Origin of the sequence: Desulfitibacter alkalitolerans DSM 16504, assembly GCF_000620305.1 — a bacterium.
In the GTDB taxonomy this organism is placed as follows: Bacteria; Bacillota; DSM-16504; order Desulfitibacterales; family Desulfitibacteraceae; genus Desulfitibacter; species Desulfitibacter alkalitolerans.
This window is the reverse complement of record NZ_JHVU01000024.1, coordinates 41,494-67,891: the sequence shown is the minus strand read 5'-3', so window position 1 is coordinate 67,891 and position 26,398 is coordinate 41,494. Positions and strand designations below refer to the sequence as shown.

24 protein-coding genes, 1 pseudogene and 1 riboswitch are annotated in these 26,398 nt (G+C 39.7%); of the genes and pseudogenes, 22 read left to right on the top strand and 3 right to left on the bottom strand.

The window, feature by feature from the left end; all coding sequences use genetic code 11:
* Position 1: 1 nt before the first annotated feature.
* Together K364_RS0102630 and K364_RS22600 are read left to right on the top strand one after the other, a co-directional pair.
* Complete coding sequence (locus K364_RS0102630; protein WP_028306728.1) at positions 2-1,174, top strand: NAD(P)-dependent malic enzyme; 1,173 nt, start codon at positions 2-4, stop codon at positions 1,172-1,174.
* A 61-nt stretch (positions 1,175-1,235) separates the two neighbouring features.
* Positions 1,236-1,613, top strand: coding sequence for a cupin domain-containing protein (locus tag K364_RS22600; protein WP_035267653.1), 378 nt, complete (start codon positions 1,236-1,238; stop codon positions 1,611-1,613).
* 124 nt (positions 1,614-1,737) lie between these two features.
* Here the strand turns inward: K364_RS22600 and K364_RS0102620 are convergent, their stop codons facing one another.
* Entirely contained in the window at positions 1,738-2,916 is a 1,179-nt protein-coding gene (locus K364_RS0102620; RefSeq protein WP_035267688.1) for a pyridoxal phosphate-dependent aminotransferase, read from the bottom strand.
* 77 nt (positions 2,917-2,993) lie between these two features.
* Positions 2,994-3,094, bottom strand: a riboswitch (SAM riboswitch).
* Positions 3,095-3,186: 92 nt separating this feature from the next.
* A complete protein-coding gene (locus K364_RS0102615; RefSeq protein ID WP_035267650.1) occupies positions 3,187-3,840 on the bottom strand; it encodes a TetR/AcrR family transcriptional regulator in 654 nt (217 codons plus the stop codon).
* 543 nt (positions 3,841-4,383) lie between these two features.
* Here K364_RS0102615 and K364_RS0102610 point away from each other — a divergent pair.
* The 20 genes and pseudogenes from K364_RS0102610 to mttB all read left to right on the top strand — a co-directional run bounded on the left by K364_RS0102610 (position 4,384) and on the right by mttB (position 24,923).
* Positions 4,384-5,772, top strand: coding sequence for a trimethylamine methyltransferase family protein (locus K364_RS0102610; protein ID WP_028306725.1), 1,389 nt, complete (start codon positions 4,384-4,386; stop codon positions 5,770-5,772).
* A 388-nt stretch (positions 5,773-6,160) separates the two neighbouring features.
* Complete coding sequence (locus tag K364_RS0102605; RefSeq protein WP_028306724.1) at positions 6,161-7,468, top strand: glycine/sarcosine/betaine reductase component B subunit; 1,308 nt, start codon at positions 6,161-6,163, stop codon at positions 7,466-7,468.
* Positions 7,469-7,479: 11 nt separating this feature from the next.
* On the top strand, positions 7,480-8,793 hold the full coding sequence (gene grdH, locus K364_RS0102600; RefSeq protein ID WP_084295454.1) for a betaine reductase selenoprotein B: 1,314 nt from the start codon (positions 7,480-7,482) through the stop codon (positions 8,791-8,793).
* A gap of 32 nt (positions 8,794-8,825) precedes the next feature.
* Complete coding sequence (gene trxB / locus K364_RS0102590) at positions 8,826-10,046, top strand: thioredoxin-disulfide reductase (RefSeq protein ID WP_207640815.1); 1,221 nt, start codon at positions 8,826-8,828, stop codon at positions 10,044-10,046.
* Positions 10,047-10,078: 32 nt separating this feature from the next.
* Positions 10,079-10,540, top strand: a complete 462-nt coding sequence (grdA, locus tag K364_RS0102580) for a glycine/sarcosine/betaine reductase complex selenoprotein A (RefSeq protein ID WP_277995531.1) — start codon at positions 10,079-10,081, stop codon at positions 10,538-10,540.
* A 78-nt stretch (positions 10,541-10,618) separates the two neighbouring features.
* A complete protein-coding gene (grdC, locus tag K364_RS0102575; RefSeq protein WP_028306718.1) occupies positions 10,619-12,160 on the top strand; it encodes a glycine/sarcosine/betaine reductase complex component C subunit beta in 1,542 nt (513 codons plus the stop codon).
* 32 nt (positions 12,161-12,192) lie between these two features.
* Entirely contained in the window at positions 12,193-13,359 is a 1,167-nt protein-coding gene (gene grdD / locus K364_RS0102570) for a glycine/sarcosine/betaine reductase complex component C subunit alpha (protein WP_028306717.1), read from the top strand.
* 38 nt (positions 13,360-13,397) lie between these two features.
* On the top strand, positions 13,398-14,897 hold the full coding sequence (locus K364_RS0102565) for a glycine betaine uptake BCCT transporter (RefSeq protein ID WP_277995528.1): 1,500 nt from the start codon (positions 13,398-13,400) through the stop codon (positions 14,895-14,897).
* Positions 14,898-14,987: 90 nt separating this feature from the next.
* Positions 14,988-15,275: a type II toxin-antitoxin system Phd/YefM family antitoxin gene (locus K364_RS0102560; RefSeq protein ID WP_028306715.1), complete on the top strand. Its 288-nt coding sequence runs from the start codon at positions 14,988-14,990 to the stop codon at positions 15,273-15,275.
* A complete protein-coding gene (locus tag K364_RS0102555) occupies positions 15,265-15,591 on the top strand; it encodes a type II toxin-antitoxin system RelE/ParE family toxin (RefSeq protein ID WP_028306714.1) in 327 nt (108 codons plus the stop codon). The genes K364_RS0102560 and K364_RS0102555 overlap by 11 nt, the downstream gene beginning before the upstream one ends.
* A gap of 257 nt (positions 15,592-15,848) precedes the next feature.
* Complete coding sequence (gene vapB, locus K364_RS0102550) at positions 15,849-16,079, top strand: type II toxin-antitoxin system antitoxin VapB (protein WP_028306713.1); 231 nt, start codon at positions 15,849-15,851, stop codon at positions 16,077-16,079.
* Positions 16,076-16,480 (top strand): type II toxin-antitoxin system tRNA(fMet)-specific endonuclease VapC, encoded by a 405-nt coding sequence (vapC, locus tag K364_RS0102545; RefSeq protein ID WP_028306712.1) that lies wholly within the window; start codon positions 16,076-16,078, stop codon positions 16,478-16,480. The genes vapB and vapC overlap by 4 nt, the downstream gene beginning before the upstream one ends.
* A gap of 182 nt (positions 16,481-16,662) precedes the next feature.
* Positions 16,663-17,841: an MFS transporter gene (locus tag K364_RS0102540; RefSeq protein ID WP_028306711.1), complete on the top strand. Its 1,179-nt coding sequence runs from the start codon at positions 16,663-16,665 to the stop codon at positions 17,839-17,841.
* Between the two features lie 292 nt (positions 17,842-18,133).
* Positions 18,134-18,697: a TIGR01440 family protein gene (locus K364_RS0102530; RefSeq protein WP_028306710.1), complete on the top strand. Its 564-nt coding sequence runs from the start codon at positions 18,134-18,136 to the stop codon at positions 18,695-18,697.
* 134 nt (positions 18,698-18,831) lie between these two features.
* Positions 18,832-19,653 carry an energy-coupling factor ABC transporter permease gene (locus tag K364_RS0102525; protein WP_028306709.1) on the top strand — a complete coding sequence of 274 codons (822 nt, stop codon included), beginning with the start codon at positions 18,832-18,834 and terminating at the stop codon, positions 19,651-19,653.
* Positions 19,654-19,668: 15 nt separating this feature from the next.
* Positions 19,669-20,385 (top strand): energy-coupling factor transporter transmembrane component T family protein, encoded by a 717-nt coding sequence (locus K364_RS0102520; protein WP_028306708.1) that lies wholly within the window; start codon positions 19,669-19,671, stop codon positions 20,383-20,385.
* Positions 20,370-21,218 (top strand): energy-coupling factor ABC transporter ATP-binding protein, encoded by an 849-nt coding sequence (locus K364_RS0102515; protein WP_028306707.1) that lies wholly within the window; start codon positions 20,370-20,372, stop codon positions 21,216-21,218. The genes K364_RS0102520 and K364_RS0102515 overlap by 16 nt, the downstream gene beginning before the upstream one ends.
* Positions 21,219-21,641, top strand: a complete 423-nt coding sequence (locus tag K364_RS0102510; protein WP_028306706.1) for a Fur family transcriptional regulator — start codon at positions 21,219-21,221, stop codon at positions 21,639-21,641.
* Between the two features lie 86 nt (positions 21,642-21,727).
* Positions 21,728-23,149, top strand: coding sequence for a sigma-54 interaction domain-containing protein (locus K364_RS0102505; protein ID WP_028306705.1), 1,422 nt, complete (start codon positions 21,728-21,730; stop codon positions 23,147-23,149).
* A 340-nt stretch (positions 23,150-23,489) separates the two neighbouring features.
* Positions 23,490-24,923: pseudogene (gene mttB, locus K364_RS27185) on the top strand ([trimethylamine--corrinoid protein] Co-methyltransferase).
* 76 nt (positions 24,924-24,999) lie between these two features.
* Here the strand turns inward: mttB and K364_RS0102490 are convergent.
* Positions 25,000-25,959 (bottom strand): choline/ethanolamine kinase family protein, encoded by a 960-nt coding sequence (locus K364_RS0102490; RefSeq protein ID WP_028306702.1) that lies wholly within the window; start codon positions 25,957-25,959, stop codon positions 25,000-25,002.
* Positions 25,960-26,398 lie beyond the last annotated feature (439 nt).

Below are 26,398 nucleotides of genomic sequence, written 5' to 3'. Positions count from 1 at the left end.
AATGTCAGTTAGGGACGAGGCCTTAAAGTTTCATGAAACTGCCAGGGGGAAACTAAGTATTGTACCTAAAGTTCCAGTCAGTACACAAAAAGACTTGAGTTTGGCATATACACCGGGGGTAGCAGAACCCTGTAAAGAAATTGCAGCTAATCCTGAATTGAGCTACAAGTATACAGCCAAGGGGAATATGGTTGCAGTAGTAAGTGATGGAACTGCAGTATTGGGACTAGGTGACATTGGTCCCCTTGCTGCCATGCCGGTAATGGAAGGAAAAGCTATTCTTTTCAAGGCCTTTGCTGATGTTGATGCCTTTCCAATTTGTCTTGATACAAAGGATGAGGAAAAAATTATAGAAACAATAAAATTAATTGCTCCCAGCTTTGGTGGAGTTAACCTGGAAGACATAGCAGCGCCAGCCTGTTTTACCATTGAACAAAGGTTAAAGCAGGAGCTTGATATTCCAGTATTTCATGATGATCAGCATGGCACCGCTGTAGTAACCATGGCTGCTCTAATTAATGCACTGAAAATTGTTAATAAAAAGCTAGAAGATATTAAAGTAGTTATTGCTGGGGCTGGGGCAGCAGGTGTGGCAATTATTAAACTGCTGCTGGGCCTAGGAGTTTCCAATGTAATTATGTGTGATAGAAAAGGTGCAATCTATGAGGGCAGAGAGGGTTTAAACTGGATAAAGGAAGAAATGGCAAGGGTTACAAACAAGGAAAAATTTGCTGGTGACTTAGCTGGTTCGCTGGTTGATGCAGATGTTTTCATTGGAGTATCAGGCCCAGACATTGCTACAAAAGAAATGATTTCACAAATGGCCAGGGATGCTATTGTCATGGCTATGTCCAACCCTGTCCCGGAAATAATGCCTGAATTAGCTTACGAAGCAGGTGCCAGGGTGGTATGTACAGGAAGGTCTGATTTTCCCAATCAAGTTAATAACGTTCTCGCTTTTCCTGGCATATTCCGAGGTGCTTTAGATGTTAGGGCAAGTGATATAAATGAGGAAATGAAACTAGCAGCTGCCTATGCAATAGCCGAGCTAGTATCGGCAGATGATTTGAATCCAGACTACGTAATACCTAGTGCTTTTGATAAAAGGGTTGCTCCTGCAGTGGCTGAGGCGGTAGCTGTTGCTGCAAGAAGATCAGGAGTTGCCAGGCTTTAGGTCTAATGTTCAACAGATTAACAACTAAAATATAATTAAAAATATCAAGGGGGATTTATCCATGGATTTTGTTAAAAAAGTATTTGAGATTGCTTGCAAAACTGTACCAGAACCAAACATGCGCAATTTACAGCTGGTATATACACCCCAACAGGATGAGGAAATGGAGAACTTTACCTTTTTAATGTCAACACTTTATCCACTTACAGGACAGACTGATTTTCACATCCACCCTGTAGACGAGATGATATTGATAATAACAGGCAGGGGAGAAGCCATCATAGAAGACAAGCATTATGATTTAGAGCCTGGTTCAGTTATTTATGCCAAGGCGGGAGTACAGCATCAGTGTAAAAACTATTCAGCCGAAAGCATGAAAATGGCCTGCTTTTACATACCTGCACTGCCTGACGAGTTAGTGAAAAAGATCAAGGAATAATTAATTAGAGGATGAGGCCCATTCTAATAAATTAAGGGATGTGTAATAGCTGTTTTTACATATCCCTTGTGTGTTTTTTGCAGTGAAGATAGTTAGCTTTTTATTCGCTGAGTTTTAAATAAGATTATTTATTGTTTTTGGTTAGATACATATCAATTCTATTAATTGCTTCACAAATGTTATCCATTGATGTTGCATAGGAAAGACGAAGGTGATTTTGTCCGTATTTTCCGAAAGAAGCTCCATCTATAGTTGCTACTCCTGCCTTTTCTAATATTTCAGAGGCCAGGACAGAACTAGATATTCCAGTACCATTAACGTTTGGAAAAGCATAAAAAGCACCCTTTGGTTTATGGCAGTAAAATCCTGATAAGGAATTTAATCCTTTAACAAGCATATCTCTTCTTTTTGCAAACTCCTTGACCATTTCTTCAGTATGACTACTACAATTAAGCAATGCTTCAATTCCAGCCAGTTGAATGAAGGGTGGAGTACAGCTGTAATTATTAATTATTAATCGAGTAATATGGGGGATAAGTTCTTTAGGCATTAGACCAAAACCTAGTCTCCAACCAGTCATAGAAAAGGTTTTTGAAAAACCATCAACAATAATAGTTCTTTCCTTCATGAAAGGTAAGGATGCTATTGAAATGGGTTTTTCATCATAGTATATCTTGTTGTAAACTTCGTCTGAAATAACTAAAAGGTCGTTTTTTATGCAAAGGTGAGCAATTTCCTCCAGGTCATATTTCTTTAATATTCCACCAGTTGGATTATGTGGGAAGTTAAGTATTAACATCTTGGTTCTATCTGATATAAGCTGTTCAAGCTTATTGATATCTATGGAAAAATTATCATTCATTTCCTCTACTGGAACAGGAACTGGTTTGCCCCCGCAAAAATGAATTAATGATTCATATATAGGAAAGCCAGGATTAGGATAAATCACCTCATCTCCCGGGTTAATACATGCAAGCATTGAATAGAATAAGATAGGCTTTGCTCCAGGAGTAATTACAACTTCATCATGAGTAAATTCTATCTCTCTAAGTCTGCTTGCATGGTTAGCAATTACTTCTTTAGCATTAATAAGACCATCGGCTGCACAGTATTTTGTATTGCCTTGATTCATCGCTGTAATAGCGCTATTTATAACTCTAAAAGGGGAAGAAAAATCAGGCTCGCCTATTTCCATGTGAATAACCTTTATTCCGCTCCTTTCAAGTTCCTTTGCTTTTGCAAGAACCTCGAATGCTGCCTCTGTTCCTAAAACAGAGGCTCTGTCAGCTAAAAACCTTTTCATATCCATACACCCGCCTTGTTAATTTATTATTAAAAAAGAGCCTTCTCGATAAGAAAGGCTCTTTTATAAGCATCCGCATCTTATCTTTCAGTATAAAAATACTGAAGGATTTGGCACCTTCCTTTATAGGGGTTGCCGGGCTTCATAGGGCCAGTCCCTCCACCACTCTTGATAAGAATTTATTTAGTTTTATGATATATTATACGCTTTATTATTATTTGTCAAGGATATTATGATAGATAAGGTGTTGTATAAGGTATTGTCATTTGATTAGTCTGTTAACTGATAAGCATAGATTATTTTTCTAATATAGCCCATGGTCTTTTCCACCGCCTCTTCAACAGAATAATCAACCTGCTTGTTAATGATCCTGGTTAACATTCCTTGATATATAAGTAATACTGCTTCATTTACCTCTGCTATATGCTCCTCATTTATAAAGCCTTCCTTTACGCAGGCCTCTACAATGGTTCTGGCTCTATCATATATATTCTGCTTTAAAAGCATGGGCAATAGCTCTTGGGGTTGTTCTCCCAGGTCTTGAGGATATAGTTCATAGAAAACCTTAATAGATTCTTCCAGGGGAATATCCAGCTTTGTAAAAAAGATAGCATTATAGATTTCAGGTTTGTTAAAAGAATGAAAACAGAATGCTTCCCAGATGCGATAATATCTCTCAAGGGCATTGGCTGACTCTTTGACATAGCTAGGCAGACTCTGGGCATATTCTTTTAGAAACCGCATGGATGCAAAAAAAACAAGGTGATCTAAGTTTTGAAAATAGTTATAAAGGGTAGCACTATTATAGCCTGCCAGGTCAGCTACCTTTCTAACTGTTACCCCACCAATGCCTTCTTCTTCAATGATTTGTGATGCTCCATCAATAAAGTAGCGCATCATTCTTTGCTTTTGAATTTCTCTCATAATTCCCTCTTGATATAAAGACATAAATTAGTTATAAATTATACCATTTATAAGTTAATGATACAATAATATTGAAATAACATCCAGGTTTTTATAACATCCAGATTAATTTTAGATTTTGTTTTAAATTTTACAATGTATTGGATAATACCAGACTAATTAATAAAATAATCAAAATATAATAAATATATATGCTTACTAAATAAACATGTTTATGTTAAAATATATACATGATTAAAGGTTTCTATTTTCAAAAGGAAGATAGAAATGCCATAAACAGGATTCTTGTCTTCAGGTGGAGTCTTAGTGGTGGTTAACCATCGGATAAAATAAAGTGTATTTTGCTTTAAAGTGCAAGAAAATTAGATATATTTAAACTAACAAAATATTTTAAGGAGTGTTAAAATGGGACAAAAGGTTAATTGTCATGATGTATTTTTTGATTAAAGCCTTAGGTGAAGAAGTTAAGAAGTCATAGTATTTCAAAAAAATTGGGGTTGTATAATCTGCGAATCTAATAAAAATACCAGGGGGTCTTAAAAAATGCAAAAGATGTTAAGTGAGGTGCAGCTGGAGCAAATTCATAAGTCGTCTGTGGATATTCTTACTAATACTGGTATAGACTTTTTATACGTGCCTGCGTTAGATTACTTTCAAAAGGCTGGTTTTAAGGTGCAGGGCACAAGGGTTTTCTTTACTGAGGAACAAATAATGAGGCATCTAGCAGCTGTTCCAAGGGAATTCACCATTTATGGTAGGCAAGGGAAAGATGTTATAATTGGAGGGGACAACATCTGTCTAGCACCTGGATATGGTGCGCCCTTTGTTATGGATGATGGTAAGAACAGAAAGGCTTTGCTGGAGGACTACAAAAAGTTTGCCCAGCTGGCAGGCAGCAGCCCCTATCTTGATGTTACAGGGGGAGTATTGGTAGAGCCTAATGATATACCTGTAAATATCAGGCATATGGAAATGACCTATAACCTTTTGAAATGTTCACCAAAACCATTTATGGGAAGTGCTTCTGGTAAAGAGGAAGCAAAAGACACTATAGAAATAGCAAAGATGGTCTTTGGTGGAGAGTTTGTTGCCCAAAGACCGGTTATGATATCTCTGATTAACTCATTAACACCTTTAAAATATGATGAGAGAATGCTGGCAGCCCTTGTGGAATACGCTGAAGCCGGGCAGCCGGTTATAACAGCTTCTTTGGCAATGGCAGGTTCTACAAGCCCTGTTACCCTTGCAGGCACAATAGCTGTACAAAATGCTGAAGTCCTTGCGGGCATGGTCTTGACCCAGGTAATTAATCCTGGAACCCCAGTTGTCTATGGAGCTGCATCATCAATTACAGCAATGAGATATGGAAGTCTGTCCATAGGTGCTCCTGAGTCAATGATGATTATCAGTGCAAGTGCCCAGCTGGCAAAATACTATGGGGTACCAGTTAGAGGCGGGGGCTCTCTCACTGATTCCAAAATTCCTGACAATCAGGCCAGCTATGAAGCAGCAGCAGTTATGCTCGGTACAGCCTTGTCAGGTATAAACTTTGTATTACACGCGGCAGGTATTTTACAATATTACAACGCAATGAGTTATGAAAAGTTTATGATAGATGAAGAGGTTTGTGGAATGGTTAAAAGAATTAAAAAAGGAATTGTTGTAAATGAAGACACCCTGGCTGCTGACTTGATAAAGCAAGTTGGTCCAGGAGGCGAGTTTTTAACATCCATGCATACCTTTGAGCATCATAGAAGTGAGTTTTTCCCTGCCAGCCTATCAGATAGGTCTGCCTATGATGTATGGGGAATAGAAAGACATGATACAGCAGCAAGGGCAAGGATCAAGATGAAAGAGAGATTATCTGAAGAAGTTAATTTCCTGGACAAAGATGTGGAAAGAGCAATAAGAAGCTACATGGAACATAAATAATTTAAATTGTCTTGGAAAAGGAACCGTGCATTCATTGTGCGGTTTTTTTTATTAGGTTTTCCATTTTAGCCCACAAGGAGAAAGTGTGTTTTAACTGCTGATTAAATCCCATATGTTACCAATAATAATAAATAATATTTTTTATAAGTCATATAAGTAATGCTCAAACTAAATATTAAGCTATGGACAGATTAAATAGATTCTTCTTATATATATTTAAAGTTTAAATACATAGACTTAAAGGCAATATAAACATGTTTAAAATATATACATGTTTAGAAAACTATGATAAACTTTTAAACAAACAATTCAGACAATGCTTTAATTTTTTTATGCTGCTGAACAAAAAAAGTAAGAATGGAACAACATGAAAGGAGCTGTTAAATAAATGAAACTTGAACACGGAAACTTTTTTGTAAAGGAAATTGTTTTCGGGCCGAAAACATCTTATGCTAATGGGGTTTTAACCATCAACAAAGAAGAAGCCCTACAGGTTGTCAGGGAAGATGAACACATTACTGAAGCTGATCTGGTATTGGCAAGGCCTGGAGATCAAGTAAGAATTGTTCCAGTTAAGGAGGCCATAGAACCTCGCTGCAAGGTCTCAGGGGGAGTAATGTTTCCAGGAGTAACCCATGAGCTTGTAATGGCTGGCAGCGGTAGGACCCATGTTTTAAAGGGAAGCTGCGTCCTTGTAGTAGGAAAGCACTGGGGAGGCTTCCAGGATGGGCTAATTGATATGAGCGGTCCTGGGGCAAAGCACACTATATATTCCCAGCTCAATAATATCTGTTTGGTGGCAGATACTGATGAAGAATTTGAGAAGCGTGAACAGCAAAAAAAGAACCATGCCCTGAGATGGGCAGGTATGAGGCTGGCAGAATATATAGGCAAATGTGTTGCTGATCAAGAGCCTGAAGAGATAATAACGTATGAACTTGAGCCAGTAACTAAAAGGTCAGCAGAAGTTCAAAAGCTTCCCTCAGTAGTATATGTGCTTCAACTCCAATCCCAGATGGAAGAGAATGGCTATAATGCCCTTGTATACGGTTGGGATTCTAACCATATGCTGCCTACATTCATGCATCCTAATGAAATACTTGACGGGGCAATTATATCTGGAAGCTTTATGCCATGCTCCTCTAAAATGTCCACATATGAACATGTCAACAATGAAACTATAAAACGACTCTATAAAGAACACGGAAAAACACTCAATTTCCTTGGAGTTATAATGTCAAACCTGAATGTTAACCTTGAGGAAAAAACAAGGTCAGCTCTTTTTGTAAGACAACTTGCTACAACACTAGGTGCCGATGGGGCAATAGTAGCTGAAGAAGGCTATGGAAACCCTGATGCTGATTTTATTCAGTGCATCGTGGAACTTGAAAATGGTGGAGTAAAGACAGTTGGCATAACTAATGAGTGTACTGGTAGAGACGGAAGATCACAGCCCCTGGTAGCTCTAGATGAAAAAGCAGATGCAATAGTATCTACTGGTAATGTATCAGAGATAATTGAGCTTCCCCCAATGCCAACAGTCATCGGTGAACTGGAAGCCCTTGCAAGAGACGGTTTAGCTGGTGGTTGGGAAGGTTGTGTCAAGGAAGATGGATCGGTAATAATGGAAAACAACGCCATGTTCTGTTCAGATGGAAACACAGGACTCTACTACAAGATTTGTGTTGAATACTAGGAGGTGGAATTGTGAAAAAGGGAATTCACTATATTAATCAGTTTTTTGGTCAGATTGGTGGAGAGGACAAGGCGGATTATGCGCCAACTATTCATGATGGTCTGGTGGGTCCTGCCCAGGGCTTAAATCAAGCCCTAAAAGAAATTGAGATTACACATACAATTATATGTGGTGACAACTTCATGGGTTCCAGAGAAGAAGAGGCGGTTGCCACTATCCTAGAATTTCTGAAGGATAAGGAGTTTGACATGTTTTTTGCGGGCCCTGCATTTCTGGCAGGTAGATATGGAACAGCGTGTGGGAAGATATGCAAAGTAGTTCACGAAAAATTTGGCGTGCCAGTGATTTCGTCCATGAATGTGGAAAACCCAGCGGTGAACATGTTTAGATCAGATGTTTATATCTTTGAAGGTGGAAATAGTGCTCGTAAAATGAAAGAAGACCTGGGAAAAATGGCCTCCTTTGGAGATAAAATTATTAGAGGAGACGAGCTTAAGCCAGCAAAAGAGGAAGGCTACTTTGGTCGTGGAAAACGCCATCAAACATGGACTAACCCTCCAGTAAGAAGTGCTGACAGGGTTGTAGACATGCTTATTAAAAAAGTTACTGGACAGCCTTTTGAAACAGAGCTGCCAATTCCAAAATCAGACCTTGTGCCAATAGCTCCTGCTATTAAGGATCTAAGCAGGGCAACTGTTGCCCTTGTTACTTCCGGTGGAATAGTTCCAGTTGACAATCCAGATAGAATTCAATCTGCTTCTGCTACCAAATGGGGTAAATATGATATTTCAAAGCTGGATAGGTTTGAAGCAGGAAAGTACAAAACAATTCATGCTGGTTATGACCCGGCAGCTGCAAATGCTGATCCAAATGTGGTAGTGCCTTTAGATGCATTAAGACAGTATGAAAGGGAAGGCAAGATTGGCAAGGTCCATGACTATTTCTATACTACTGTAGGTACAGGTACCACCCAGGGAGAAGCCCAGCGTATGGGTCAAGAAATTGCTGAGGAATTGGTTACAGCTGGTGTGGACGCTGTTATCCTTACCGCCACCTGAGGCACCTGTACGCGTTGCGGTGCAACGATAAACAAGGAAATAGAAAGAAAAGGCATTACAATTGTAACAATGGCTAATTTGCTTCCAATTGCTAAGACAGTTGGCTCTAATAGAATGGTACCAACCATATCCATTCCCTATCCCCTGGGCAATCCAAATACCCCAAAGGAAGAACAATGGAAGCTACGCTACCATAGGGTGGGAGTGGCATTAGACTCTTTAACTACAGAAATTACTGAACAAACAGTATTCCCTGTTAAGATTTAAAAAAAGCATTAAATAGGAATGGAGGGTGCAATATGATTAAGGAAGTATGGGACTTGCTCGTGGTCGGTGGAGGCCCTGCAGGGATGGCAGCAGGCATCTACGGTGCAAGATCCAGGCTGAAGACAGTAGTCCTTGAAAAGGGTCGTACAGGCGGACAGGCGGCTACTACAGAAGAACTAGAGAATTACCCTGGCTTTGGTAGGGGAGCAACAGGTCCCGGGATTATGAAATCCATTAGGGAGCATGCTGAAGACTTTGGAGTAGTTTTTGAAAAAGAGCAGGTGACAGATCTTGAACTAGAGGGTGAGGTAAAGGTAATTCGCACCAAAAGGGGGCAGGAGTACCATGCCAAGGCAGTAGTATTAGCCCCAGGTGCCAATCCAAGAACTCTAGGAATCAAGGGAGAAAAGGCCTTTGTAGGCAAGGGTGTATCATATTGTGCAACCTGTGATGCTGACTTTTATGAGGATCTAGAGGTTGTTGTAGTTGGTAATGGAGACGCTGCCATTGAAGAAGCCATCTACCTGACTAAATTTGCAGATAAGGTAACCATTATTGTCATACATGATGAAGGCATCCTTGATGCCAACAAGGCAAGCCAGGAAAAGGCCTATGCCAATCCTAAAATACACTTTGTTTGGAATTCTGTTCTTAATGAAATCAGGGGCGACGGTCTAGTTGAACAGGTGGTAATTAAAAACCTTAAAACTGGTGAATTAACAGAAATGGAAACAAATGGTGTATTCTTTTTTGTGGGCTATGTACCTAATACTGAATTTTTAAAGGGTAAGGTAGCACTCAATGATAACGGCTATATAATTGTCAATGAAAAGATGGAAACATCAGTGCCCGGAGTTTATGCAGCAGGGGATGCCAATCAAAAGTTTTTAAGACAGGTGGTTACAGCAGTAGCTGATGGAGCAGTCGCCGCCTTTGCTGCAGACAAATATCTTGCAGAAGAAGAAAACTTTAAAATGCAGGTTCTTGATGCCAAAGAACCAGTAATGGTTGTTTTCTGGGCGCCCCAAAATGAAGAAAGCATTGTGGCAGTGTCTACTATAGAGCAGCATAAGGACAGATACCCAAATACCAAGCTTGTCAAAATCGACCTGTATAGAAATCATCTAGTGGCCAGCAGGTATCACGTTGAGCAGGTTCCTGCAGTACTGCTCTTTAATAAAGGAGAGCTTGTCAACCGTATTGACGGCAAACTAAGCCAGTCAGATATTGACAGCCTGGTAGCAATATTATAAAGAACCAAGAAATGAGGTGAATTTTAATGTTAATGCTTAAAGGAAAAAAAGTGGCTATTCTTGGTGACAGAGATGGTATTCCAGGTCCAGCCATTGAAGAGTGCGTCAAGAGTGCTGGTGCAGAAGTAGTTTTTTCAACTACAGAATGCTTTGTGTGAACTGCAGCTGGTGCAATGGACCTAGAAAATCAGCAAAGAATTAAAGACTTAACTGAAAAGTACGGTAACCAGAACCTTATAGTTGTATTGGGTGGTGCAGAGGCTGAAGCTTCTGGGTTAGCTGCCGAAACAGTATCCAATGGTGATCCTACCTTTGCTGGTCCATTAGCAGGAGTCCAGTTAGGACTCAAGGCATATCATATTTTTGAAGATGAAATTAAAAATGATGTCGCTCCTGAAGTATATGAAGAGCATATCAGCATGATGGAAATGGTGTTAGACGTTGACGAGGTTGTTAATGAAGTGAAGTCTATTAGAGAGCAGTACACAAGTTAAAATCTAAATCAAAATTGGGTAATGGAAGAAAAAAGACAGTTCCATTACCCAAAATACAATCTGGAGGTGAATCTACAGGTGAATTTTGCTGTTATTAAAGGAGCTAGCTATGGATTAATTCAAGCATGCAATATGGTCGTACATCAAGGAACAACCCAAACATCAGAAAAGAGAAAAAATCCTGATTCTGAATACCTTAAGAAGCTTCCTGAGCAGCTTAGGTCCTTTGAAGAAGCAGTCCAATACCCACCTAATCAGGCTTATATTGGAAATATAACTCCCCATGAATTAGGAGATATTCCAAGGCCATGGTATGAGAACCCTTTTAAGGATGCAAATCGAGTTGGAAAATATGGGGAAATCATGCCCGAGGATGAATTTATAGGGCTTATAAAGGTAGTGGATGTCTTCGAACTGGTTTTTCTAGAGAAGAATTTCCAGGAAAGTGTAAAAGCAAAAATTACAGCCCATCCAGTTTTAAAAAGCTTAAAAGGCTTGGCAAAGCTTGATAAGGATGGGATGGAAATGGAAGAAATAGAGAAAATTGTCCAGAAGGAGCATGCTGCAGAGCCCATATATTACGAGCATAAGCTGGCGGGCTACGTAAAAAAAGCCCATGATTACGACCAGGCCTTAAGTGCCCATGTCATGTTTGAAAACCTGGTAAGCAAAGCCTCTGCAGTCTATGCATTAGCTCTTCTATTTCAGAAAACATCTTTAAAGGCTGAAGAGGTTGACTATATCATTGAAGCATCTGAAGAAGCGTGTGGAGACATGAATCAAAGGGGTGGAGGTAATTTTGCCAAGGCTATTGGAGAGGTATGTGATTGTGTAAATGCAACAGGTTCAGATACCAGGGGCTTTTGTGCTGCTCCAGTGCACGCTTTGATAGAGGCTGCCAGCCTTGTACAAGCCGGGGTTTATAAAAATGTGGTGGTATTGGCAGGTGGTGCAACTGCCAAGCTCGGAATGAACGGGAAAGAACATGTTGCTAAAAAACTTCCTGTGCTAGAGGACCTATTAGGAGCCTTTGCAGTCCATGTTAGTGAAAATGATGGAGTTAGTCCTGTTATTCGCACTGATGTTATTGGCAAGCATAAAATTGGTTCTGGCGGTTCCCCTCAGGCTGTTACCCAGGCACTAGTAACTGAACCCCTTGAAAAGAAGGGTATCAAGCTGTCTGAAATAGACCTGTTTGCTGTTGAAATGCAAAACCCAGAAATAACCGAGCCTGCCGGAGCAGGAGACGTACCCAAGGCAAACTACAAGATGATTGCCGCCTTGGGGGTAAAACAGGGAGAATTTGACCGGGCAGATATTGAGAACCAGGTTGCCCGCTTCGGAATGCCTGGCTTTGCACCTACCCAGGGTCATATTCCATCAGGTATTCCAGTTATAGGTCATGCTCGAGATATGATAATGCAGGGCAAAATAAACAAGGCCATGATAATAGGTAAGGGCAGCCTATTCCTGGGCAGATTAACCCACCTGTTTGATGGTGTATCATTTGTAATGGAGAATAATACAGGAAAAGTAGATACCGGCATAGGAGTAGATAAGGAAGAAGTAAGAAAAATGATTGCCGAGGCCATGCGTAACCTGGCAGATTCCCTAAAATAAAACACAGGGACGCTTAACAAGGAGGTGAAAGGGTGGATAATACAGACATTAAGAAAACAATTAGTGAAATCTTTAATGATATTGCCAATGGCATTGAGACAGGTAACTTTGGTAAGAAAACCAGGGTTGGTTTAACAATATTGGGAAGTGAATTAGGGCCGCAAGAGCTTTTGGCTGGTGCTGAACAAGCCCAAAAGGCTAATCCAGACATAGAAGTGGTGGTAATTGGCCTGGGAGTAGCTACCAACCTTCGACTAATTGAAGCAGCTGATGAAAAACAGGCCCATACTATAATGGATACCATGTTGACTGAAGGAACTCTAGATTCAGCAGTTACCTTACATTACAGCTTCCCTATTGGCGTGTCTACAGTAGGCAGAGTTATTACCCCTGGCAAGGGAAAAGAACTTTATCTTGCTACAACTACAGGTACTTCAGCTACAGAGCGTGTGACAGCAATGCTGAAAAATACCATCTATGGTATAGCTGCTGCCAAGGCCTGTGGATTAGAGAATCCTACAGTTGGAATACTAAATATTGATGGAGCCAGACAAGTAGAAAGGGCCTTGAAAAGTCTTAAGGAAAATGGTTATCCAATAACTTTTACAGAATCAGCACGCAGTGACGGTGGAGTTGTAATGCGTGGCAATGACTTGCTCTTAGGTTCTCCAAACATAATGGTTACTGACAGCCTAACTGGTAATGTATTGATAAAAATGTTCTCTGCTTTTACAAGTGGCGGGAACTATGAGTCCTTAGGCTATGGGTATGGGCCAGGAATAGGTGAAAAATATGATAAAATAATCTGCATTTTATCCAGGGCCTCAGGTGCACCTGTTGTGGCTGGTGCCATTGCTTATGCAGGTCAGCTTGCAAAGGGAAGGATTTTGGATAGGGTAAAGGCAGAGTTTGCTGAAGTTAAAAAGGCTGGTTGGGACGAACTCATGGGCAAATTAGAATGTCCTACAGCAACAGCTAAAAAAGCAGGTGCTGGTGAGATAAAGCCACCTCCAGAAAAAGTAGTGACTTCAGAGATAACAGGCATTGAAATATTAGATCTTGAGGATGCAGTCCAAGCATTATGGAAAAGGGGAATCTATGCATCAAGTGGTATGGGCTGTACTGGACCAATAATCATGACAGCAGAAGAAGATAAAGAAACGGCAATAGCTATTTTGAAGGAAAGTAGCTACCTGTAAACTACCAAGTTAAATTGCCAGAAGGGATGTGTAGAGTTTTGGAAGCAAAGGATAGATGGAATCCAGTATTTGTAATATCACTTAGCGTTACTCTGGGCATAGTGTTGTGGGGATTATTTGCCCCTGAAAGCTTTGCTGCAGTTGCCAATGGTGTATTTAGCTTTCTAATAGGCAGCTTTGGTTGGCTGTATATCTGGGCCATGTTCATATTTGTAGCCTTTGCAGTATTCATGGCAGTAAGTAGGTATGGAAAAATAAAGCTGGGTTCAGATAACGATGAACCGGAATTTAGCTCTATTTCCTGGTTTGCCATGCTTTTTAGTGCTGGAATGGGAATAGGGTTGGTATTTTGGGGTGTTGCAGAACCATTATATCACTACATGCAGCCTCCTGTTGGAACACCCCAAACTCCTGAAGCCGCAATCCAGGCCATAACCATCAGCTTTTTTCATTGGGGCTTTCATCCCTGGGCAAATTATAGTATTCTTGGTATGGCACTGGCCTATTTCCAATTTAGAAGAAATGCTCCAGGTTTAATCAGCAGCATCTTTGTGCCGATAATTGGTGAAAAGGGCGTGAAGGGTCCCATAGGCAAAACCATTGACATTCTAGCTATTTTTGCCACTGTAGCAGGTATTGCAACCTCATTAGGTCTTGGCACATTACAAATAAATAGTGGTGTAAATTTTCTCTGGGGTGTGCCTATTAACAGTACAGTTCAAATTGCCATTATTGTAGTAATTACTGCTATATTTTTAGGTTCAGCTATAACAGGCATAGAAAAAGGCATCAAGTATATATCTAACTTGAATTTAGGCACTGCCTTTTTTGTATTAATTGCCACACTGCTCTTAGGCCCTACTGTAAAAATAATTGAAGTTTTGACTACAGGTCTGGGAGCTTACCTTGGAGGTTTTATAGAACGCAGTTTAACCCTGGCCCCCTTTGGAGATGCAGGCTGGTTAGGTGGGTGGACCCTTTTCTATTGGGCCTGGTGGATTGCATGGGGTCCCTTTGTGGGAACCTTTATTGCGCGGATTTCAAAGGGAAGAACCATACGTGAATTTGTTGCAGGTGTCATACTTGTTCCAGCCCTGGGAAGCTTTGTATGGTTTGCGGTTTTTGGAACCCTTGGCCTAAACCTAGAGATTTCAGGAATTGCTGCAGTGGGCCAAAACGCCATTGCAGATGTTTCTACAGCCTTTTTTGTAGTATACAGTCATTATCCCTTTGGACAGATAATTTCCATAATCACTGTTGCGCTCATATCCACATTCTTTATCACTTCAGGCAACTCAGCAACATTTGTTCTTTCAATGCTGTCATCTGACGGTGCGTTAAATCCATCCCTGATCAAAATGGTTATCTGGGGAATATTATTAGCTGCTTTATCAATTGCGTTGTTAATAACTGGCGGACTTCAAACCCTCCAGATTGCATCAATAGCAGCAGCCTTTCCCTTTGCCATAGTTATGCTTTTGGCCTGCCTTTCACTTTACAAAGCAGTTTCTGAGGAGCATAGACCATTAAAGAAATAGCCCAAGCATTTATCAGCAGTTTCACTCTTGTTATTTTAGTCTTATAAGGGTATAATATTGATATAAATTTGACTATCGGGAGTGAGAAAATTGATTACAATAATTAAATCATCAAGTGAGCTTCGAAAAAATTACAACAGTATCGCTGATATTTGCCGTAAAGCAAAAGTACCTGTATTTTTAACCAGAAATGGCGTCGGCGATACAGTTATCATGGATATAGAAACATTCAACCGGCGCGAGGATGATTTGGCGACAGCCGAGCGTTTGCTTTCGGCAGAGCGTTCCCGTTTGCTTGGAACTCAAGGATATACGGTTGATGAGTTCGAAAAAAACATGAGGGAAGCTATCGCCAGTGGAGCGGAGCATGGAACGTAATGAAAAGGTATATCAGGTAATTATTGCATCCGATGCAAACGGCAGAATGTATGACCATTTTGAATTTTTAGCACGTGTCAGTGTTAATGCGGCAAACAGACTTTTGGACGGATTGCTTAAAGATATTCGGAATCTCCAAACCGATCCGTTCCGTTATCCTGTGTATAACCGTCCATATCTTCCAGTCGGCAAATACCGTTATATATTAACAAACAAAAGGTATCGGATCGTTTATCAGATTATTGGCAATCAAGTGTTTGTGGATGATATACAGGATTGTCGGCAAGATGATGACAAGAGCATCTTAAACAAATAATTGTAAATCATATTAGGAGGCGCTATCCCCTTGCAGGGACAGTGCTTTTCCGTTGCTTTTCCGTATCGGTTTGGGGTATGGTTCAGTAAGTTTCCCTATTAAACCGCGCATTTAGGCGGCCTTCTTTTTGTATATAATGTGAGCCATAGGTACGGTTGTAAACTATCATAATAAATGAGCTGTGCGAAAACTAATATTAATAAAGGTCTTGATAATAGTATATGCTTAAATATATACTATAAATGAGGTGGTTAAAAATGGAAACTGCAAAATTATTTGTCAATGGTCAGAGTCAGGCTGTACGGCTACCGAAAGAATACCGTTTTTCGGGTAACGAAGTATATATTCAAAAAGTGGGTAATGCTGTTATGCTGTTTCCAAAAGATCATGCATGGGAAACCTTTCTTAACGGTCTTAACAGCTTTACCGATGATTTCTTTGCAGACGGACGTAATCAGGGTGTTCAAACGTCAAGGGAGACATTATGAAATACATGCTGGATACAAACATTTGTATATATCTCATAAAGAAAAAACCAGAGAATGTGCTCATAAAGCTCCATTTGAACATGGGTGACGGTGTTGCCATTTCTGCAATTACCCTTGCAGAACTCATGCACGGCGTAGAAGCAAGTGCATACCCGGAAAAAAATACACTTGCACTCAATCAATTTTTATCCGTTGTGGACATCTTGCCATTTGATGATGAAGCGGCTGTAGAATACGGGAAAATTTGCGCAACGTTAAAGCGGGAAGGAACTCCGATTGGAGTTATGGTTATGCTGATTGCGGCGCATGCGAAGGCTAAAGAACTTATTATCGTCACTAATAATGTCCGTGAATTCGAGCGAGTTGGGGGCCTTGAGCTCGAAAATTGGGTTATTTCATGAAAGCCTGTCGGCAAAGCTTAGCTGATCAAGAGTAGACTCAAGCGAGACACTTTGGGGTATGGTTCAACAAGTTTCCCTTTTAAATTACTTTTAAAGACCAGGTTAAAGCCTGGTCTTTTATGTTACAATGAGGTAGAAAACACTTAAGAGTGTAGTAGAAGTTATAACTGGGAGGCGGCAAAATGAATAACAAGGAGCCCCTATGGACAAAGGATTTTGTTTTAATCTGCATACTCAACCTCCTGGTTTTTACAAGCTTTTATTTTTTACTCCCTACACTTCCCATATTTGTAACAGACGTATTAAAGGGTGATGAGAGCCAGGTAGGGTATATTATTGGTATTCTTACCCTAATGGCAGTTGCAGTACGCCCGCTATCGGGTTTTTTAATAGATGCTGTTGGCAGGAAACAGATATTTTTCCTGGCATTACTGTTTTATGTAATTAGTATGGCCGGTTATATTTTTGTGACAAGCCTGGTTTTATTGTTTTTATTAAGATTTGTTCATGGTGCAGCCTGGGGCTTTGCCACAACTTCTGCAGGAACTGTTGTTGCCGATCTTGTTCCAGCCTCCAGAAGAGGAGAAGGCATGGGCTATTACGGATTGTCTAATACCGTGGCAATGGCAGTGGGGCCTGTGTTAGCTCTGACAATCATAAACCAGGTTGACTTTAATCTCTTGTTCACCTCTGCATTAGCCCTCTCTATTTTAGGATTTCTATGCATGTTTGGCATCAGCTATCCTGTATCAAGCAAAAAGTCTAATAAGTTTACATTTTCTTTAGAAAGCTTTTATGAACCCAGGGTCTTATCTTTATCATTAATGTTGTTTTTCATTACCTTTGGTTATGGAGGGATTGTATCCTTTATCACAATCTATGCTAAAGACTTGAACATAGATAATCCAGGTATGTTCTTCTTTGCCTATGCAGTTATCCTGCTTTTTGTTAGACCCTATGCAGGTAAGGTATTTGACAGTCAGGGGCCCTTTAAGATCATGGCCATAGGCTTTATAGCTATTATCATTTCTTTTATTATCCTGTTTTTAGCTGGTGGAATGTCCTATTATGTTCTTTCTGCCGTTTTTTTGGGTATTGGCTTTGGCATTGTCCATCCAACAGCTGTAGCCATGGCAATTAATAGGGTTGAGCCTTTCAGGCGTGGGGCAGCAAATGCCACCATATTCAGTGCCTTTGACCTGGGAATTGGGTTGGGTTCAATACTCCTTGGCTACTTGTCAAAGGCAGCGGGATTACCATTTATGTATCTTAGTTGTGGCATTATAATTCTTATTCCCTTATGGTTGTTTTATAATAAAATAATACCAGAGTATTATAGTGAAACTGATATAAAAACTTAAGAAGAAGGAGAAGAGGCTTACTCGAAAAAAGGATTCCCCATGAATAGTTCCCCTATTTAAGAGGAACTATTATTTATGAGGTGATGAACTAATGGAAACAACAAGAATATCCTATAAGTACTTATTCTTGTTTTTGGGTTTAGTGGCAGTACTATATTTTGCTGCTAGATTTATTATTCCCATTATCTGGCATTTAATATAATATTTAAAATGTTATGCTGTCTCTTAATACTTGGAAAAGAGATAATAACCAGGATATAATAGAAGCAAGTTAATATTTGGGGTGATTGTTATGGAAAATTTGAACCTGTATACCAGACAAGCCCAGGAAGCAATCCAAGGTTTATTAAGGGCTGCCCATTTAAAGCCAGGTGATATAGTTGTTATAGGATGCAGTACCAGTGAGGTTGCTGGCAAAAAAATTGGCTCTTCTTCTAACCTGCAGACTGCCGGGGCAATTATGGATGGTTTGCTGCCAACAGTTCTAGAAAAAGAACTTTTTATGGCAGTACAATGCTGTGAGCATTTAAATAGGGCTTTAGTTGTGGAAGAGAGGTGTGCTGCCAAATACAATTTGGAAATAGTTTGTGTTTACCCCCATGAAAAAGCTGGAGGCTCGTTGGCGGCAGCAGCCATGGAAAGATTTGCACAGCCAGTTGTGGTAGAAACCATTGCAGCCCATGCAGGTTTGGACATTGGGGATACTTTTATAGGAATGCATTTAAAAAAAGTGGCCGTTCCAGTACGGATAGAACTAAAAAGTATAGGAGAAGCCCATTTAACCCTGGCAAGAACAAGGCCTAAACTAATAGGAGGAGAAAGGGCTATTTATCATAATACAAGCTGTTTTAAGTAATACTTATTTAACCCCTGCATAATATTTATTGACAGGTTTGGAGGAAGGCTGTATATTGAAATCAAAGATGCAACTAAGTTGCATTTACAAGCCTTTCTTTGTTGTCAAAAATATACTTTAAGGGGTGATTTTTTTTGAGCCACATACATATTCCAGATGGTGTGCTCCATCCAGTGCTGTGGGTTTCAAGCTATTTATTAGCAATTGTCATAATATTTGTGCTAAGCAGGAAAATGAACATGGATGAAGCAAGGAAAAAAGTGCCTCTGGCGGGGATCATGGCGGCTATTATGCTTATTACAATGGCCATTCCCCTGGGGTTTATTCCTTTACATTTTAGTCTAGCAGTACTATGTGGAATCCTCCTTGGGCCCGGACTGGGATTTATGGTTGCTTTTGTGGTTAACATGATTCTTGCTTTTTTTGGACATGGAGGCATCACTGTAGTAGGTTTGAATACCCTGCTAATGGGAACAGAAGTTTTAATTGGAGCTTATTTATTTAGAATATTATTGAAAAACCTGGCAATAGTACCCAGGGTAATCATTGCTACAGTCATTGCTCTTTTAATCTCAGTAGGTTTAATGGTTGCTGTAGTCAGCGCTACTGTTGGAGTAGCCGAAGCTTTACCTCACCCGGAGTGCAGCTATGATCATCACGACCATGATGGCTATCATGGCCATCATGACCATCATGAACATGATGAAAATTATGCCAGTGAAGCTAATACTCATATAGATACGGATGGTGCTGGAGATGCAGAAACAGTACAGACCCTGGCAGAGAAAACAGCAGAGATACATTTTTTAAATATTACTGGCTGGAGCGCTGTTTTTGCCATATTATTGGCAGGCATAATGTTAGAAACCCTTGTGACAACTCTAATAGTAAGATATTTTGCAGCTGTGAGACCTGACATGATTTTTGATACAGAAATATCACAAATATCAAATTAATGCGAGGTTTTCAATATGCACCTGGCTGAAATGGATCTTCTTGCAAATACTGGACAGAGCTTCCTTCATAAATCAGGCGTAACATCAAAACTGATTTTTACTATTTTAATGCTGTCTGCCATTATATCTGCAAATAAACCAGGCATACTCATTTTTTTAATAGCAGTTCTTCTAGTAATGTTTGTGTTGGCTAAAGTCCCACTGTTAAAGGTGCTGCACCTGGCATTATACCCAGCATTTTTTAGTCTGCTTTTTGCTTTAATAAAATTCCAGGATTCTGTATTTGCCGGCTTGACTGTGATTTTAAAAGCAGTAGGGGCTGCTTTAACCATGATTCTTTTAATAAGCACTACCCCTTATGTAGATATCTTTGCATGCTTATCAGTAGTTTTGCCCAGAATACTTGTTGATATTTTCTTTTTTACTTACAGGGCAGTATTTATACTCCTTGAAAAAGCAGAGAATCTTTTTAAAAGTATCAAGCTAAGGGGTGGTTACAGCCCCTTGGCCCTTCTGTATAATTTTAGAAATGTGTCCCAGATGATTGGTGCTCTCATAATTCATTCCTTTGAAATGGGCGATAGGATGCATAAAATATTTTCATTGAGGGGGTTTAATGGATATATTCATGTGGAAGTAGAGTGGTTCCAATTTAATAGTAATGATATAATAATTGTCGGACTAGGAATTTTCATTTTGATAGGGACGGTGATGCCATGGAACCCCTGGTAAAGGTCCGGTGTTTGAGGCATGTTTATCCTGATAAAACAGAGGTAAGCCTATGCGGATTGGATTTTATAGTTCACAATTGCGAGAGAGTAGTGGTATTAGGGGCTAATGGTGCTGGCAAGACAACTTTGCTGGCACATATTCTTGGCCTGCTTAAACCCCTGGAGGGTTCTGTGGAGGTAATGGAACTGCAGCCTCATAAAGATTTTAGCATTTTACGAAAAAACATTGGTGTGGTTTTTCAAAATGTTGATGAGCAGATAATAGGTCCAAGGGTGTATGATGATATTGCCTTTTCCCTGCGTAATGAAAGACTGCCCAGGATAGAAATTGATGCAAGGGTTAATGCTATAGCCAGGGAACTAAAGATAGAAGATCTGTTAAATAAAATACCCCATTATCTTAGTGGAGGGCAGAAGAAAAAGGTAGCCCTGGCAGGGGCAATTGTGACCATGCCAAGGCTTTTGGTTATGGACGAGCCTTTTGATTCGTTAGATGCAAAATCAAAATGGGAAATGGTGTGTTTGCTAAACAAGTTAAATAATGACTACTCCATGACCTTGATTATTACTACCCATAATATGAACCTGGTACCCTATATTGCCGACACCGTATATCTCATTAATGAGGGTAAAATACAAAGCAGGGGAACCCCCAGAGAAATCCTTAATAATGTTGATATGATAAAAAAAGCAAATCTTGAGCCTCCAATTCTCGTGGAGCTTTTTTCAAGACTGAAGGACAAAGGCTACAACTTGAATATACCCATTGTTCTTGAGGAAGCAGAAAGAGAACTTGGCGACATATTTCAAGAAATGGATAAGAAGGTGAAATGATTGGACGATACAGCTGCCATGAAAATACTAGATGGCGTTGGCCTGAAAAAAACACCAGGTAGAATTGCCATGCTCAATATTTTTCTTGAAGCAAAAAATCCCATGACACAGCAGGAAATCATGAAAAAAATGTCAAGGGTCAAGCTAAATTATGTTAGCATATATAGGACACTGGAAACCTTTGTTGAAGCTGGAATTATTCATAAAGTAGAAAGTGGGGACAGGGTGTGGCGGTTTGCCCTTGGCAATGAAAAGAAGGAAGGTCATGGCCATCCCCATTTTACATGCAGGAGTTGTGGCATCACTGAATGTATTGACGAAGTTAAGGTGCCAGACAAAATACCATTAAAAATTGGTTATATTATTGAGAAGCAGGAGCTTTTTCTTAAAGGCCTGTGCCCAAAATGTTCTAACTTTAAATGAAGGAGAAAGGAGAACAATAGCGAAGTAATAATTACTGCAAAAAACGACAAAATTTTCAGGCAATAAAGTCCCAGGGGGTATTATATATGGCACATGGTGAAAAGAAAAAGACTGCACAAGTTGATTTTGATCAACTTGATTTTGACACCCTTAAAAAGATTTTGGATAATTCCCATGATGAGATATATGTTACTGATGCAGAGGGAACGGTAATCTATGTTAATAAAGCCTGTGAGAAGCATTATGGTGTAAAGCAATCTGACATAATTGGAAAAAGCTCCAAGGAGATTGGGGAAAGAAAATACTGGAGTCCAAGGGTAAGTCCCCTGGTTTTTAAAAAGAATCAGAGTATTACCCTGGAGCAGAAGACTTGCCTTGGAAAAACCCTGTTAACTACCGCCACGCCAATATTCGATGAAAACGGCAATATAGAATTTATAATTGAGAACTCCCGGGACATTACTGAAACAGATGGCATCAAGCACGAACTGGAGATGAGCAAACAGCTTCTTAAAAGATACAAACTGGAAGTAGAGGAATTACGCAAGAAAGAAATAGAAACACCAGGGTTTGTCTGCCATAGTAAAAAAATGAGGAATATTCTTGAACTTGCACAAAGAATTGCAAGAATTAACTCAACTGTCCTTCTTCTGGGAGAATCTGGCACAGGCAAGGGGGTCCTGGCTAAATTTATCCATAAAAACAGCAGTCAAAGTGACGGACCCTTTATAGCAATCAATTGTGCTGCCATTCCCTCAGAACTAATGGAGGCAGAATTATTTGGCTATTCAGGCGGTTCATTTACCGGTGCCAGTGAAAAGGGGAAAATTGGGTTAATTGAGCTTGCTAACGGGGGCACCCTGTTTTTAGATGAAATAGGTGAAATACCTTTAAGACTACAGGCCAAGCTCCTGCAGGCTTTACAGGAAAAACAGTATTTTCAGGTAGGGGGACGGGAGGAAAAGCAGGTCAACTGCAGGATAATTGCTGCAACTAATAGCAATTTACAAAAGATGGTGAACAAGGGTGAGTTCAGAGAGGACCTGTTTTATAGAATAAATATTTTTGAGATAGACATACCACCGTTAAGAGAAAGGACAGACGATATAGTACCCCTTGTAAAATTCTTTTTAAACAAGTTCAATGATAAATATAACATGTCCCATGCCATTACCCAGGAAGCACTGGATGTCTTGATACAGTATTCATGGCCTGGAAATGTCAGGGAACTGGAAAACACCATAGAGAGATTGGTGGTTATGATTCAAGAGGAAGTGATAGATGTATGCCACCTTCCCAAAACCTTCCAATTTAATTCCAAGTCAGAATCTTTGATAACATTTACCACAACCCACATGCCTTTAGATGATGCTGTATCAGAAGTAGAAAAGCGTCTAGTGGAAAATGCATATAAGGATCTAGGCAGCTCTTATGCAGTGGCAAGGGCCCTGGGAATTAGCCAGAGCAAGGCCAGCAGATTAATAAGGAAATATTGCAATAATAAATAATATTAAAACAAGCAAATCATTTCTGACTTAAATTTTTAATAAAAAGGATGGATTAGATAGATTGCAAAGAATGCAAAATAAATTTTATCTTTAAATAAGATAAGCATGTCCGGGCTTTATACCGGGCATTATCTTTTTTATGGCATAGAAATTGCAAATTATTATGGCAACTGCGTATGATATGAAACCTTAGTAAAATACAAGGGAGGTGTCTGGATAACTCTTAATTCTTATATTTATACTTAAGGGTATAAATAAAGTGTAAAAAAATTTGGAGGTGAATATTTTGGTAAGAGGTTTAAATGCCGGTTCCCATAAGCTCAATGGACTAGGCCTGAAAATGTTTACTGATGATGAGCTGTATGACATTCACCTGGCTACCTTAGATGTTCTCTGGAATGTTGGGGTCAGGGTTGATAGTGCAAAGGCAAGAGAAATATTCTACAGCAGCGGGTGTGTAGTAGATAAGGATACAAAAATTGTTAAAATTCCCGCACACCTGGTAGAGGACGCAATCCATTCAGTGCCAAGCACTTTTAGGGCTTGCGGGAGAAACCCCAAAAATGACTGGTATTGTGAATCAAATAGAACAGGCTTTGTTAACTTTGGTGAAGCTGTTAAACTAATAGATCCCTATACGAGACAACTTAGAAAGCCTACCAAGGAGGATGTATGGGATTCTGCCAGAGTATGTGAAGCATTAGATAACATTGTTGTTTATGAAAGGTGCCTGGTCCCAGAAGAGGTGGACCCTGATGTAGGTCAAGTATACGTTGTGGAAGCCTTTTTAAATAATTGTACAAAGCATGCTTATATTGGAATGAACAGACCTGAAAACATTCGTGCTGCCTTTAAAATGGGAGCCTTGGTGGCAGGCGGTGAGGATAAGTTTAGACAGAGACCTCTATTTTCCACAAGTACTGATCCCATTAGTCCCCTGCTCCATTCAGAACATGCTGTAGATTCACTTCTGCAAGCCATTGAATTAGGCCTGCCTGCAAAAATCAACGCAATGGGCCTGGCTGGCGGTACTGCGTGTGTTAACCTGGGCAGCGTGTTAGTAACTCATAATGCTGAAGTCCTTAGCATGTTTGTCCTTGCTCAGCAGGTTAAACGTGGATATCCCATGGTTTATGGTACATCTACAACCATGATTGACTTAAGAACAACTATTTCAGCAGTAGGAACACCTGAACTGGCCCTATTTAGTGCTGCGGTAGCAAAGCTGGCTCAATTCTACAAGATTCCAAGCTGGGTTGCAGGTGGATAGTGTGATAGCAAAGTGCCTGATGCCCAGGCAGCTCACGAGTTTACCCTAACCGCGCTCTTACCAGCGTTGGCAGGTGCCAACATGATATATGGTTTAGGTATGCTTGAGGGTGGATTGACCTGGGACTATGCTCAGCTGTTAATGCAGAATGAAATGGCTGAGATGCTCCTGCATACTGTGAAGGGAATTCCTATAAGTGATGAGAAGATGGCTGTTGATGTAGTTGCAGAGGTAGGACCCGCTGGCGAATTCATCAGTCACGAACATACTTATAAGAACTTTAGAGAATTATCAAAAACCAAGTTAATTGACAGAAATACCCGTGAAGTATGGGAGGAAAGGGGCGGTAAGGATATTGTTGAAAGATCCTATGAAGCCGCCATAGACATTCTTGAAAACTTTAAGCCAGAAGCGCTGCCAGAGCACATTCAAAAGGGCTTGAAGGATATATTGGCAGAAGCTGAAGCAGAAACGGCAGAAATTAAGGCCAGGGAAAAGAAGTAGAACTTAAAGAACAAGGGGGGGACCATCTGGTCCCCCTTAATTATGGTGTTTTACTTAAGTTGTTTTAGACTTAGCCTTAGCCTTTAATTGCCTCTATATAATTATCGAAGTTTTCATCATTCATAAAGCCTAATGCCCTATGGAACCTGTTCAATCCGTATGGCCAGTAATCTTCGTATGGCTTGCCGGTGGCAATTTGTAATAGTGCCCAGATTGACCAGAGAGCATCACAGAGGAACTTGTTGATAACTACCTGACCGTATTGCTTCATTGTCAGCTCGCCGCCGAAATACTCTTCTAAAAACACCTTTTCTAGTTCTGGAGTTAAATTGTTTTCGATTATCAAAGCCGCAAGGTCAAAGGATGGGTCGCACATTCCTGAGTATTCCCAGTCAATTAGATACATCTTTTCTCCATTTAAAATGTAGTTTTCTGGCAGTGGATCATTGTGGCAGGGGGCTAGCTTTGGAGGATTTTTTTCAAAGGCCTCCTTGATTGCTTCGAATTTTTCTCGTACCTTGTCAAATCCTTCAAAGAATTCTTTAAAGTCTTTTTTGGCAAGGAGAGCATTATATTCATCTGTGATCCTAATTGGGTCAAAGTGATCCATAAATTCCAGGCCGGAATAATGGTATTTTTTAAAAATTTGGGCTGCCATTTTAAGGGCTTTCTCATCCTGAAAGTCAGGAATATGCATGGTCTTGCCTTCAATAAAGCTGCATATCTGATTTCCAGTAGTTTCATCATAATAGAAAATTTTTGCATTAATGTCCATGTCAGACATTAAAGACGCATTATGCTTTTCGGCGGGACGATTTAAATATTCAGTTGTACCATCACCTGCAACACGAATAGCATAAGCTTTACCATCAATTGTTACTTTGTAATTGCTGTTTGTTAATCCCCCAAGCAAATATTCTATTTGACTTACCCTGGCATTTTTTTCTGTAAAATAAGGCACCTTGCTGATCATGGATAGAATTCTACCCACGTGATCTAATTTCATGGATGAATCTAAAATAATTTGTTCCTGCATCTTTTTAGCCTCCTTAATTAATTAAAATAAAATATAATTAAAAATTTAAATTTATTGAAATAATACCGCAATAGTTTTATAATTAATCATCTCAAAGAAATACAAACGCTGCTAAGAAATAAACCATGAACTAGCCCCCTTTATGATAGGTTCTGGGATGTAATAATAATTAAATTATAAAAGCAATTTTCATGCCGAAAATCCATATATGTTTAAAAAAATTACAAAAAGTTTTATATTTATAATTTCTTATTATAAGCAAGCAGCAAATTCAAATTCACTTAAAAAAATCTTATTAGATAATTTGCAATCTTAATAAAATTATACTTTTTGCAAGTCATTTAGGACTTATTCAGTCAAAATAGACTTAATATAATGGGCCTGTTTTAAAAATTATTAAGGATTTTCAACCATCGTTTAATCAACTAATCCTTGGCAC